A 13,030-nucleotide genomic window follows, 5' to 3' on the forward strand; every position below is an offset into this window, starting at 1 on the left:
CCTCGTCTAAGGCCCTGCCCGCCCCCGAAGATGCGGAACTCTCCCGATGTGGCGGCCCCGCCTGGGAGACGAAGGTGGAGGCATCGCAGAAAGCGAAGCCCTCACACCCGACTCTCACCAAGGACACGTCATGTACGAGTACGAGTTCCAGCAGTTGCGCGCCGCCGACCTCATCCGCCGCGCCGGCCACGAGCGTCAGGTCCGCGAGGTCGCCCGGGCCCGCCGCGCCGCCCGTCGCGGAGCCGCCGAAAGCTCCGCCGAGCACGAGAGCCATAGCCACCGCCTGCGCAGGCCCCGGTCCGCCCGGGCCGCGTGAACAGCGGGGCGGGACCGGCCGGCAGCGTGACCGTCCGTACGGATGCGGCTGTCGATGTGGCGGCCGTCCGTACGGATGCGGCTGTCGATGTGGCGGCCGTCCGTACGGATGCGGCCGCCGGTCCCATGGCCCGCAGCGGCAAAACCGGTGCCGTGCCGCCGGACCCGCATGCGATGCTCGGGTCCGTGGAGACCAGGTCCGTCAGTCCCGTGTTCGTCGGCCGGGCCGCCGAGTTGACCATGCTCGACGAGGTGCTCGCCGGTGCCGCCGCGGGCGCCCCGCAGGCGTTGCTCATCGGCGGCGAGGCCGGAGTAGGCAAGACCCGCCTCGTCGAGGAGTTCGCCGCTGCGGCCCGCAGGCGGGGCGCGGTCGTCGCGCTCGGCGGCTGCGTCGAGATCGGCGCCGACGGGCTGCCGTTCGCGCCGTTCTCCACCGCCCTGCGCGCCCTCCGCCGCGAGCTGCCCGGACAACTCGCCGCCGCGGCCGCCGGGCAGGAGGAGGAACTGGCCCGGCTGCTCCCCGAGATCGGCACGGCCGCCGCGCGCGGGGCGGCCCGGCACGACGAGGACGGCATGGCCCGCCTCTTCGAACTCACCGCACGCCTGCTGGAGCGCGTCACCGCCGAGCACACCGTCGTCCTCGCCCTGGAGGACCTGCACTGGTCCGACGCCTCCACCCGGCACCTGCTCACCTACCTCTTCCGCACCCTGCGCACCGGCCGCCTCGTCGTCCTCGCCACCTACCGTTCCGACGACATCCACCGCCGCCACCCGCTCAGGCCCCTGCTCGCCGAACTCGACCGGCTCCGCACCATCCGCCGCGTCGACCTCGCCCGCTTCAACCGCGAGGAGGTGTGCCGCCAGGTCGCCGGCATCCTCGCCCAGGAACCCGACCCGGACCAGATCGACGCGATCTTCGAACGCTCCGACGGCAACGCCTTCTTCGTCGAGGAACTCGCCGTCGCCGCCCAGGAGGGCTGCCGCACGGGCCTGACCGACTCCCTGCGCGACCTGCTGCTCGTCCGGGTGGAAGGGCTGCCGGAGACCGCCCAGCAGGTAGCCCGGGTCGTGGCCGAGGGCGGCTCCACCGTCGAGTACCGGCTGCTGGCCGCCGTCGCCCGGCTCGCCGAGGACGACCTCATCGAGGCACTGCGGGCCGCAGTGAACGCCGGCATCCTCACCCCCGCGCCCGGCGGTGACGGCTACCGCTTCCGCCACTCCCTGGTCCGCGAGGCCGTCAGCGACGACCTGCTCCCGGGCGAACGCTCCCGCCTCAACCGCCGCTACGCCGAAGCCCTGGAGACCGATCCGGCCCTCGTCCCCGCCGACGAGCACGCGACCCGCCTGGCCAGCTACTGGTACCACGCCCACGACGCGGCCAAGGCCCTGCCCGCCGTCCTCGACGCCTCCGTCGAGGCCCGCCACCGCCACGCCTACTCGGAGCAACTCCGGCTGCTCGAACGGGCGATGGAACTGTGGGACGCCGCCCCCGAAGCCGTACGCCGGACGCTGCGGCCCGTCCACCACGCCGGGGTCCGCCTTCCCTCACCGCCTGAACGGCGCGGGGGGACCTCCGGCGGCGGCGACCCGGAGGCCGGCGCGCCGCGCTACCTGGACCTGCTGGCCGAGGCGGCCGTCGCCGGACGGCTCTGCGGGGAGCGCGAGCGCGCCCTGAAGATCACCAAGCGGGCGCTGCGCCTCCTGGAAGAGGAGGACGATCCCCTGCGCGCCGCCTGGTTCTGGATCCAGCGCTCCCGGCTGGTGCAGCGGCTCGCCCGCGGTGACGGCTGGAAGGAGATCGCCAGCGCGCAGGAGCTGGTCCGCGGCCTGCCGCCGTCCGAGGTGCACGCCGAGGTGCTCGCCACGGTCGCCCACTGGTCGATGCTCCACCAGCCGGGCCCTCAGGCGCTGACGGCCGCCGAACGGGCGGTGGAGTACGCGCGCATGGTGGGCGCGGAGGACATCGAGGCCAACGCCCGGCTCACCCTCGGCGCACTCATGATCGACGCCGGGCAGATCGAGGCCGGGCTGGCCCATATGTACGAGGCCAGGGACGAGGTCGTGGCCCGACGGCTCGCGGCGGTCGTGGGCCGCAGCCATGTGAACCTGCCTTCCGCCCTGGAGGGCATCGGGCGTTCCGAGGAGGCCGTGGACGTCCTTCACGAGGGCCTGCGCCTCACCGGCAGGATGGGCCTGCGGGACGCGGAGGGCTGGGTCTGGGGCAATCTCGCCGAGTCGCTCATCTCCCTGGGCCGCTGGGACGAGGCGGCCGAGGCGGCCGTCAACGCCCAGCGGCGTGGGCAGACGGCCGCGCCGTACGGGTCCGGTGCCAACAGCCTGGCGTTTCTCGCGCTCGCCCGCGGCCGGGTGCCCGAGGCGGCACGTCATCTCGCCGAGGGCCGCGCCTCCTACGGCCCGCACGACCCCATGCCGCAGCACGACCTCCCGCTCTCCTGCCTCACCGTCGCCGTCGCCGTCGCAGAGGTCCGCCTCCCCGACGCCCGCGCCGAACTGGCCCGCACCCTGGAGTCCGGCTTCCCGCCCGGCACCCAGCGTTACGCCTGGCCGCTGCTGCTCGAAGCCGCCACGGCCGAGGCCGACGCCCGGGCGGTGCCGACCGCACGGGACGGCCGCGCAAAGACTCTGGAGAGCATCTTCGAGGCCGTCAAATGCCTCACCACGAACGCCCCCGTCTGGCTCGCCCACGAGAAGTGGGTCCGCGCCGAACTCCACCGCGCCGAGAGCCGGAGCACCCCGGAGACCTGGTCGGAGGTGGTCACCGTCTTCGAACCCCTGGAGCGGCCCTACGACCTCGCCCGCGTCCGGTACCGACTGGCCGAGTCACTGCTGACGGGCGGCGGCGAGGCCGACGAGCGCGACCGTGCCAAAGAACTGCTCCGCCTCGTCCATGCCGTCGCCCGCCACCTCGGGGCCCGGCCGCTCGCCGACGCCGCCACCGCGCTCGCCCAGCGCGCCCGCCTGCCGCTCACGCCCGCCGCGGAACCGGCCCCCGCCCCCGCGGACCCCGCCGGAGCCCTCGGCCTCACCAGCAGGGAACGGGACGTGCTGCGCCTGGTCGCCGCCGGCCACACCAACCGCCGGATAGCCGAGGAACTGTTCATCTCCCCGAAGACAGCGAGCGTCCACGTCTCCAACATCCTGGCGAAGCTCGGCGTCTCTGGTCGCGGCGAGGCGGCGGCGGTGGCGCACCGGCTGGGGCTGTTCCCGGCCGAATCCGTCACATCCCGGTCGGCGGGCTGAGGCATACGCTGTAAGAGACGTCGCGGATGTCGCGGCCGAGGGAGGCTCCGTTGTTCAACATGTTCGAGGAACTGTTCTCACCCGGCCGCAAACACACCCGTGACGAGCAGAACCGCCTGGAACTGACCCGCGAGGACGTCGGGGACGGGGATCCCGGACGCGGGCCGATAGACCTGTCGTCCGGGAAGGTCGTCGTACGATCGCCGCAGGAGCCGGAGGCCGAAGACCCCGAGGAGTGAGCCCGGGCTACGTCACCCGCAGTTCCAGGATCCGGTCGTCCCCGTCCTCCGGATTGCCCCGGCCGTCCGTGTTGCTGGTCACGAGCCACAGCCGGTCGCCGCCCGCCGGGACCACCGTGCGCAGCCGGCCGTACTCGCCCTCCAGGAACGCCTGCGGCTCGGCCGACGCCTCCGTGCCGTTCAGCGGGATGCGCCACAGCCGCTTGCCGCGCAGGCCGGCCATCCAGATCGAACCTTCGGCGTAGGCGATGCCGCTGGGCGAGGCCTCGGCCGTGGTCCACTGGTCGATCGGGTTGTGGAACCCGGAGTCGTCGGACCTGCCCTCCGCCTCCGGCCAGCCGTAGTTGTCGCCCGGCTTGATCGCGTTGAGCTCGTCCCAGGTGTCCTGGCCGAACTCCGAGGCGAACAGGCGCTGCTTGCCGTCCCAAGCGAGGCCCTGCACATTGCGGTGGCCGAACGAGTACACCGGCGAGTCCGGGAACGGGTTGCCCGGCGCCGGCTCGCCCTCCGGGGTCAGTCGCAGGATCTTGCCGCCGACGGAGTCCCTGTTCTGGGACAGGCCCGTGTCACCGCTCTCGCCCGTGCCGACGTACAGCATCTTGTCCGGGCCGAACTCGATCCGGCCGCCGTTGTGGACAAAGCCCTTGGGGATGCCCCTGAAGACCGTGTCGGGAGCGCCCAGCTGCTCGCCGGAGGGCTTCTTCTCGTCGTACAGCATGCGGACGATGCGGTTGTCGGAGGCCGAGGTGAAGTACGCGTAGACCATGTGGTCCGAGGCGTAGTCGGGGGACAGGGCGATGCCGAGCAGGCCGCCCTCGCCGGCGGCCGATACGCCCGGCACCTCGCCCAGCTCGGTCTTCTTTCCGGTCTTCTCGTCGACCCGGACGATCGTCCCGTCGTCCCGGGAGGAGACGAGCAGGCCGCCGCCGGGCAGCGGGGCGAGGCCCCAGGGGGAGTCCAGGCCCTCGGCGACGGTGCGCACCACCTTCACCGAGCCCTTGGCGGGCGGTGTCTCCTCGGCGGCCTGCCCCGCCGGTGCGGACGGCCCCGGTGCCGTACGGCTCGGGGAGGCGCTCCCGTCCGTGCCGGACGATCCTCCGCCGTCGGAGGAGCAGCCGGCCGTCAGCAGGAGCGCGGCGGCGGCCAATACGGTCGGCACGGCTCGACGTTGCACGATCATGGTCCCTTCGAGCGGCGGCGGGTCCTACCTGTCATACACCTCCCGCGCCTCCGAAGTTCCCGATCGCCCAACCCCGAACCGCGAACGCGGGCACCCTCAGGGCCTTTGCCCGGATCCCTCCGCGCGACGGGGCCGCGCCCGCGGGACCGCCGCAGCCCGACGGCGCCAGTCCTTCGGCAGCCGGGATGCCGCCGCGGCGCCAGTCCTTCGGCAGCCCGGGGCCCGCCGGTCACCGATTCCGCCGCGTGTGACCGCGGCCCGGTTCCGGATCAGCCCCACGATCCGTGTGCGGGTGGCACTTCCGCCACCTTTGAGGCTTTGCCGGAAGCCCTCCGCGTGACGGGGCACACCACCCCTGCGCGGACTGCCGTCGGCCGGCGGTGCGAGCTTCGGGCAGCCGGGCCGCGTCCCCGGCACCGGCCTTCGGTAACCCGGAGGCCGCCGGTGGCGAGCCGCCGTGCGTAGCTGTGGCCGGTTCCGGATCAGTCCCACGACCCCTGTGCGGGAGGCAGTTGCGCCACCTCTCGCAAGTCCTCGGTCGTCAGGCGCAGGCTCGCCGCCGCCGCGTTCTCCGTGACCCAGCGCTCCTGCTTCGTGCCGGGGACCGGGACCACGTGCGGGCCCTGGGCGAGGACCCAGGCGAGGGCGACCTGGGCGGGGGTGACGTGCTCGCCGTGGCGGCGGGCCACCCGGCGCAGGCCCGCGACGATCGGCTGGTTCGCGGCCATCATCTCGGCCGTGAAGCGGGGGTGCCGGGCCCGGACGTCGTCCGCCTCGAAGCCCGCGCCGGGCCGCAGCCTGCCGGTCAGGAAGCCGTTGCCGAGCGGCATCGCCGCCAGAAAGCCGACGCCCCGCGTCTCGCACCACGGCAGCAGCGTCTCCAGCGCCTCCGGCGACCACACCGACAGCTCCGCCTCCACCGCGCTCACGGGGAACACCTGCTGCACCCGTTCCAGCTGCCGGATCGTCGCGTCGTGCAGCCGGGCACCGGAGCGGCGGCCGGCCCGCGCGCCCACCGCGCAAATGCCCAACGACCTCACCTTCCCGGCCTGGACGAGCTCCGCCATCGCGCCCCACGTCTCCTCGACGGGGACTTCCGGGTCGGCCCGGTGCAGCTGGTAGAGGTCTATGACGTCCGTCTGGAGGCGCCGCAGCGACGCGTCGCAGGCCCGTTTCACATATCCCGGGCGGCCGTTGGCGACGATGTGCTGGTCGCCCACGAGCAGACCGACCTTCGTCGACACGAACGCGTCCGACCGCCGCTCCTTCAACGCCCGCCCCACCAGCAGCTCGTTGGTGAAGGGGCCGTACATGTCGGCCGTGTCCAGCAGGGACGAACCCAGGTCGAGCGCCCGGTGCACCGCCCTGAGCGACTCGTCGCCACGCTGCCGCGACGCGCTGTACGCCCAGCTCATCGGCATGCACCCGAGTCCGACGGCCCCCACCGCGAGCGCCGCCGCGCCGATCGTCCTGCGCTCCACCTGGTCGTGACCCTCCCTGTTCCGGCCACCCAACCTAACCTCTGCCGCCGCACCCGCCTGACATAGCCTCCAGAGCATGACTGCTGACGTGTGGCTGCCCATCCCGCCGGACGAGATCGAGGGACTCCCCGAGGGCCCCGCCTACCGCTTCTGGAACGGGGAGGAGGACTTCCCCGCGGACCCGGCGGACTGCGCCTTCTACGCCGTGCCCTACATGAAGCCCAGTCCCCTGTGCGTGCGTCCCATGCCGGAGATGAGCCACCTACAGGTCGTGCAGACTCTCTCCGCCGGCATCGACCACGTGGAGCCGGGGCTGCGGCAGCTGCCTCCGGGCGTGCGGCTGTGCAACGCGCGCGGGGTGCACGAGGCCAGCACCGGAGAGCTCACCCTGGCGCTGATCCTGGCCTCGCTGCGCGGTGTCCCCGACTTCGTCCGCGCGCAGGACCGGGGGGAGTGGCTCGCCGGGTTCCGGCCCGCGCTCGCCGACAAGAACGTCCTCATCGTCGGGTACGGATCGATCGGCGCGGCCATCGAGGACCGGCTCGTTCCGTTCGAGGTGGCGCGGGTGGCGCGCGTCGCGCGCTCCGAGCGCACCACGGCGCGCGGGCCGGTGCATCCGCTCACCGAACTCCCCGCGCTGCTCCCGGAAGCGGACGTCGTCATCCTGTCCACGCCGCTCACCGAAACCACCCGTGGCCTGGCCGGGGCCGACTTCCTGTCCCGGATGAAGGACGGCGCGCTCCTCGTCAACGTCGCCCGCGGCCCCGTCGTCGACACCAAGGCGCTGCTCGCAGAACTCGAGAGCGGCCGCATCACCGCCGCCCTCGACGTCACCGAACCCGAGCCCCTGCCGCGCGAACACCCCCTGTGGCGTGCGCCGGGGGTACTCATCAGCCCGCACGTCGGCGGACCCACCTCCGCGTTCCTGCCGCGCGCCAAGCGGCTCCTGGCGGACCAGTTGAACCGTTATGTGAACCGGGAGCCGCTGCGCAACGTGATCCTTACGACGGGTGCATCAACCGGCTGATCCGAACTTCGGGTACCGTCCGCAATCCTTCGGGCGCGGTGGGTACTCATACATCTATTGATCGTCACGGAGCGTAGAGAACCTATGTCCCTGAGTGACGAGACTGGTGTATCGTCCCGACAGGGGCTGCGCCGGGGACAGTTCGGCGCCGGGGACGGACAGTTCAGGACTGTGAGGGGGGCGACAGGCGATGCACGGCCTATGGACGAGCGATCCGACGGGGCGGGGCTGCCGGCGGCGACCCTGGCGGACGGCCGCGAGCAGACGCGGTCACCACGCCGATCACGGCGGGCAGCACACCCACCACAGCGACCACCGCACCGACCACAGCCATCACCACCGCAGGCCCGGCAGCCGCAGAAGGCATGCCCAGCCGACGCACCGGGGCCCGCGGGACCCGGGAGCGGCACGAACCGGGAGGGTCCGGTGAGCGCGCCGCCGACCCCCACACCCACGCTCGACGGAGCGCTGCGGGCACAGCCTCCGTCCCCCGGGGCACTGCTGTCCCGCACGCCGGCCCCCGGCCCCCGGTCCGGACCGGCCCTCCAACTCGTCCTCGCCCTGGTCTGCGCGGGATACGCCGTCGGTTCCGCGTTCGGCTGGGGTTCGTACGAAGTGGCCCTGATCATGGGCGACTTCGGGCTGAGTGCCGCGGCGGCCACCGCCGCCGTGTCGTGCTTCCTCTACGCCCGCAGGCGCCACACCCGCTTTCGACCCGCCTGGCTGCTCTTCGGCCTCTCCTCGGTCATGGCGTCCCTGGGCAACCTGGTCTGGGGGTGGTACGAGGTCGTCCTCGGGCAGCCCGTGCCCAGTCCCAGCTACGCCGACCTGTTCTTCCTCTGCTTCGCGCCGCCCGCGATCGTCGGGCTGCTCGTGCTCGCCAAGCGGCCGGTCACCAAGGCCGGCTGGGTCTGCCTCGGTCTTGATGCCTCGCTGATCGGCGGCTCGCTGCTCACCCTGGCCTGGAGCCTCGCCCTCGCCCAGGCCGCGAAGTCCGAAGGGCCGAGCGTGGCGCACACCGCACTGTCGCTGGCCTACCCGCTGCTCGACATCGTGCTGGTCAGCATGGTGCTCGCGCTGCACTTCAGGCGGTCCGCGGTGAACCGCTCCGCGGTCAACACCGCCATCGGCGGGCTAGCGCTGACCGTGATGTGCGACGCCCTGTTCGCCTCACCGCTGATGCACCACGACTACCGCTCCGGCGGGCTGCTCGACGCGGGCTGGTTCGCCGGCTCGCTGCTCCTGGCTTACGCCCCGTGGGCCGGGCCCCGTACGCCGGACACCGACCGGCACGGCCCGGACCGGCAGAGCACGGCAGGGCACACGCGCGTGGTGCACGAACACGTACCCGGCCAGCGCAGCGGCCCGCACCACGCTCCGCCCCTGCCCGGAGGCGAACTCGGCCGGTACCCGGCCGCCCGGCCCATCGCCGGCTCCCTCGCCGCCCTCACGCCGTATCTCGCGGCCGCCGTGTGCACCCTGGGGATCCTCTACAACGTCCTCAACGGCCGCAGCGTCGACCGCGTGGTCCTGCTCACCGGTGGCACCGTCGTGCTCGCGCTCGTGGTGCGCCAGGGCATCATGCTGCTCGACAACATCACCCTCACCCAGGAACTGGCGCAGAAGGAGAACCACTTCCGCTCCCTGGTGCAGGGCTCCAGCGACGTCATCATGATCGCCGCCCCCAGCGGCGTCCTGAGGTACGTCTCCCCGGCCGCCGCCGGTGTGTACGGCCGCCCGGCGGAGGAGCTGGTGGGTACGGAACTGGCCGGTCTCATCCATCCGGAGGATCTGGGCTGCGTCGTGCACGAGGTGCGGCGTTTCCTCGCCGCCAACCCGGTCGAAGAACCCACTACGCGCATCGAGTGCCGATTCCGGTCAGGTGACGGAGGCTGGCTGAACGTCGAGTCGACCGTCAACCGCCATCACGGCGGCCTCATCTTCAACAGCAGGGACGTGACCGAAAGGGTCCGGCTCCAGGCCCAGTTGCAGCACAACGCCGAGCACGACCCGCTCACGGACCTGCCCAACCGCGCTCTGTTCACCAAGCGCGTCCAGCACGCCCTCTCGGGCCGCCGCGCCTCCGACCGGGGCGTGGCCCTGCGGAACACGGCCGTGCTGTTCATCGATCTCGACGGCTTCAAGGCCGTCAACGACACGATCGGGCACCAGGCCGGGGACGAGCTGCTCGTCCAGGCCGCCCGCCGGCTCCAGGACTCCGTCCGGCAGGGCGACACCGCCTCCAGGCTGGGCGGGGACGAGTTCGCGGCCCTGATCGTCGGGGACAACACCCGCGACCGCGAGGCGCGGCAGCGGCACATACTGGAGCTCGCCGACCGCCTCAGGAAGACGCTCTCCCAGCCGTACGTCATCGACGGCAACGATGTCCGTGTCAACGCCTCCATCGGCGTGGCCTTCGCGGAAGCGGGCCTCGGTGCGGGTGAGCTGCTGCGCAACGCCGACCTGGCCATGTACCGGGCCAAGGCCGGTGGCAAGGGCCGCGTCGAGCTGTACAAGCCGCAGATGCAGCAGGACGTCGTACGCAAGGCGGAGCTGGCCACGCGCCTGCGGGCCGCGTTGCACGACGGCGAGTTCGCCCTGCTGCACCAGCCGGTGGTGTGCCTGGAGAACGGCCGGATCTCGTCGGTGTCCGCGCAGGCGCGCTGGCGCTCCTCCCAGGGGGTGCTGTTCACCCCGGCGGAGTTCCTGCGCGTGGCCGAGGACAGCGACAAGACCGCCGAGCTGGGCCGGTGGATGATCGAGGAGGCCGTCGAGCAGGCCGCCGAGCGGCACGCGACCGGGCTGTCCGCGCCGGTCGTGGTCCGGGTGAGCGCCCGTCGGCTGCTGGACCGGTCGATGCCGCTCGGCACCATCGAGGCGCTGCTCACGCGGCACGGGCTGCCGTCCGGGTCGCTGATCATCGAGCTGTCCGACGCCGACCCCAGGGCCGGTCTGGACGAGCTGGAGCGGCGGCTGGGTGCCCTCAGAAGGGTCGGTGTCCGGATCGCGCTCGACGGGTTCGGCAGTGGCTACGGGGCGATCACGGCCCTCAGGCGGCTGCCCGTCGACATCCTCAAGCTCGACCGCAGTCTGGTCGAGGGCGTCATCGAGTCCGCCCGCCTGCACAAGATCACCAGTGGGCTGCTGCGCATCGCCGGTGACCTCGGGCTGAAGTCCGTGGCCGACGGGGTGGATCTGCCCGAGCAGGTCGTCGCCCTGCGGGCGATGGGCTGTACGCACGGGCAGGGCATGGCGTTCTCCGGACCGCTCGACGAGTACCGGCTGCGCCGGGCGCTCGCTTCCGGCCACTATCCGGTGCCGCACGGACCGGCCGAACCGGCGTTCGCGGGCGGCGCCCCGCGGGTGTACAGCTCGGGTGTGTCCGCCGTCATCGGAGGCGGTACGGCCTTCCGCTCACATAATGAGACTCCCGTCCCACCCACTTGACAGTGAGTGCGTGCCGGGGAGAGGGTCTGTGCCATGCGCACCCGAATTCTCGTACTTGGAAAGCGCGTCGGCTGACGCTGAGCCTCGACCGCTCAGCGATCCCACCCGGCGCGCTCCCCTCGCTTGCCTTATGGCACGAGGGGTTTTTTGTTGCACGGGCGCCTTCCGTGCAGCAGTCGAAAACCGCACAGACTTCGCAAAAAACCCTCAGCATCTGAGAAGAGAATGCCGATGACCGAGCAGGCCACCGGGGCCCATCACCCGCAGCCCCGGCCCCGATCCGGAGGACAGCACTCCGCCCCCGAGCAGGTGACGGGCGCGCAGTCCCTCATCCGCTCCCTCGAGGAGGTCGGCGCCGACACGGTATTCGGCATTCCCGGTGGTTGCATCCTTCCGGCGTACGACCCGCTGATGGACTCCACCCGCGTGCGTCACGTCCTGGTGCGCCACGAGCAGGGCGCCGGCCACGCGGCCGAGGGGTACGCGCTGGCCACCGGCAAGGTCGGCGTCTGCATGGCGACCTCGGGCCCCGGCGCGACCAACCTCGTCACGCCGATCGCCGACGCGCACATGGACTCGGTGCCGATGGTCGCGATCACCGGACAGGTGGCCTCCAAGGCGATCGGCACGGACGCCTTCCAGGAGGCGGACATCGTCGGCATCACCATGCCGATCACCAAGCACAACTTCCTCGTCACCAAGGCCGATGACATCCCGCGGGTGATCGCGCAGGCGTTCCACATCGCCTCCACCGGCCGTCCCGGGCCGGTCCTGGTCGACATCGCCAAGGACGCCCTCCAGGCGAAGACGACCTTCTCCTGGCCGCCGGCCATGGACCTGCCCGGCTACCGCCCGGTGACCAAGCCGCACGCCAAGCAGATCCGCGAGGCCGCCAAGCTGATCACCCAGGCCCGCCGGCCGGTGCTGTACGTCGGCGGCGGCGTGATCAAGGCCCAGGCCACCGCCGAGCTGAAGGTCCTCGCCGAGCTCACCGGCGCGCCCGTCACCACCACCCTGATGGCGCTCGGCGCGTTCCCCGACAACCACCCGCAGCACCTGGGCATGCCCGGCATGCACGGCTCGGTGGCCGCCGTCACCGCCCTGCAGAAGGCCGACCTGATCGTCGCCCTCGGCGCCCGCTTCGACGACCGCGTCACCGGCAAGCTGGACAGCTTCGCGCCCCTCGCCAAGATCGTCCACGCGGACATCGACCCGGCCGAGATCGGCAAGAACCGCGCCGCCGACGTGCCGATCGTCGGTGACGCCCGCGAGGTCATCGCCGACCTGGTCCAGGCCGTGCAGAAGGAGCACAGCGAGGGCCACCAGGGCGACTACAGCATGTGGTGGAACGACCTGAACCGCTGGCGCGAGACCTACCCGCTCGGCTACGACCAGCCCGGCGACGGCTCGCTCTCCCCGCAGCAGGTCATCGAGCGCATCGGACAGCTCGCCCCCGAGGGCACGATCTTCACGGCGGGCGTCGGCCAGCACCAGATGTGGGCCGCGCACTACATCGAGTACGACAAGCCGGGCACCTGGCTGAACTCCGGCGGCGCCGGAACCATGGGCTACGCCGTCCCGGCCGCCATGGGCGCCAAGGCCGGCGCGCCGGACAAGGCGGTCTGGGCGATCGACGGCGACGGCTGCTTCCAGATGACCAACCAGGAGCTGGCCACCTGCGCCCTGAACAACATCCCGATCAAGGTCGCCGTCATCAACAACGGCGCCCTCGGGATGGTCCGCCAGTGGCAGACCCTCTTCTACAACCAGCGGTACTCCAACACCGTGCTGCACTCCGGCCCGGACGACGTCAACCCGCAGGCCCGCGGCACCCGCGTCCCCGACTTCGTGAAGCTGTCGGAGGCCATGGGCTGCTACGCCATCCGCTGCGAGTCCCCGGACGACCTCGACAAGGTGATCGAGGAGGCGAACTCGATCAACGACCGCCCGGTCGTCGTCGACTTCATCGTCCACGAGGACGCCATGGTCTGGCCGATGGTCGCCGCCGGCACCTCCAACGACGAGATCATGGCCGCCCGGGACGTCCGCCCCGACTTCGGCGACAACGAAGACGACTGAG

General features: G+C 72.2%; 8 protein-coding genes. 6 read left to right on the plus strand and 2 right to left on the minus strand.

Annotated features, from left to right (window positions below; translation table 11 throughout):
- The first annotated feature begins 130 nt into the window (after positions 1 to 130).
- The 3 genes from AOQ53_RS32740 to AOQ53_RS32750 all read left to right on the plus strand — a co-directional run bounded on the left by AOQ53_RS32740 (position 131) and on the right by AOQ53_RS32750 (position 3,815).
- On the plus strand, positions 131 to 316 hold the full coding sequence (locus tag AOQ53_RS32740; protein WP_059422785.1) for a hypothetical protein: 186 nt from the start codon (positions 131 to 133) through the stop codon (positions 314 to 316).
- 173 nt (positions 317 to 489) lie between these two features.
- A complete protein-coding gene (locus tag AOQ53_RS32745; protein WP_059422826.1) occupies positions 490 to 3,576 on the plus strand; it encodes a helix-turn-helix transcriptional regulator in 3,087 nt (1,028 codons plus the stop codon).
- 50 nt (positions 3,577 to 3,626) lie between these two features.
- Positions 3,627 to 3,815: a DUF6191 domain-containing protein gene (locus tag AOQ53_RS32750; protein ID WP_059422787.1), complete on the plus strand. Its 189-nt coding sequence runs from the start codon at positions 3,627 to 3,629 to the stop codon at positions 3,813 to 3,815.
- Positions 3,816 to 3,822: 7 nt separating this feature from the next.
- On the opposite strand, the gene AOQ53_RS32755 is transcribed toward AOQ53_RS32750, so the two are convergent.
- Together AOQ53_RS32755 and AOQ53_RS32760 are read right to left on the minus strand one after the other, a co-directional pair.
- Entirely contained in the window at positions 3,823 to 4,995 is a 1,173-nt protein-coding gene (locus tag AOQ53_RS32755) for a PQQ-dependent sugar dehydrogenase (RefSeq protein ID WP_059422789.1), read from the minus strand.
- A 482-nt stretch (positions 4,996 to 5,477) separates the two neighbouring features.
- Positions 5,478 to 6,476: an aldo/keto reductase gene (locus AOQ53_RS32760; protein ID WP_059422791.1), complete on the minus strand. Its 999-nt coding sequence runs from the start codon at positions 6,474 to 6,476 to the stop codon at positions 5,478 to 5,480.
- A gap of 76 nt (positions 6,477 to 6,552) precedes the next feature.
- Between AOQ53_RS32760 and AOQ53_RS32765 the strand changes: the two genes are divergently transcribed.
- The 3 genes from AOQ53_RS32765 (at position 6,553) to AOQ53_RS32775 (ending at position 13,029) form a co-directional block, all read left to right on the plus strand.
- Positions 6,553 to 7,503, plus strand: a complete 951-nt coding sequence (locus AOQ53_RS32765; protein ID WP_059422793.1) for a 2-hydroxyacid dehydrogenase — start codon at positions 6,553 to 6,555, stop codon at positions 7,501 to 7,503.
- A 426-nt stretch (positions 7,504 to 7,929) separates the two neighbouring features.
- Positions 7,930 to 10,950, plus strand: a complete 3,021-nt coding sequence (locus AOQ53_RS32770; protein WP_059422795.1) for a putative bifunctional diguanylate cyclase/phosphodiesterase — start codon at positions 7,930 to 7,932, stop codon at positions 10,948 to 10,950.
- Between the two features lie 231 nt (positions 10,951 to 11,181).
- A complete protein-coding gene (locus AOQ53_RS32775; RefSeq protein WP_174523386.1) occupies positions 11,182 to 13,029 on the plus strand; it encodes an acetolactate synthase large subunit in 1,848 nt (615 codons plus the stop codon).
- Position 13,030: the final 1 nt, after the last annotated feature.

The organism is Streptomyces azureus, assembly GCF_001270025.1.
GTDB lineage: Bacteria > Actinomycetota > Actinomycetes > Streptomycetales > Streptomycetaceae > Streptomyces > Streptomyces azureus.

Coding starts and splice junctions, on each gene's coding strand:
- AOQ53_RS32765 (WP_059422793.1), top strand. CDS start 6,553: ATGACTGCTGACGTGTGGCTGCCCATCCCGCCGGACGAGATCGAGGGA.
- AOQ53_RS32745 (WP_059422826.1), top strand. CDS start 490: ATGCTCGGGTCCGTGGAGACCAGGTCCGTCAGTCCCGTGTTCGTCGGC.
- AOQ53_RS32755 (WP_059422789.1), bottom strand. CDS start 4,995: ATGATCGTGCAACGTCGAGCCGTGCCGACCGTATTGGCCGCCGCCGCG.
- AOQ53_RS32775 (WP_174523386.1), top strand. CDS start 11,182: ATGACCGAGCAGGCCACCGGGGCCCATCACCCGCAGCCCCGGCCCCGA.
- AOQ53_RS32740 (WP_059422785.1), top strand. CDS start 131: ATGTACGAGTACGAGTTCCAGCAGTTGCGCGCCGCCGACCTCATCCGC.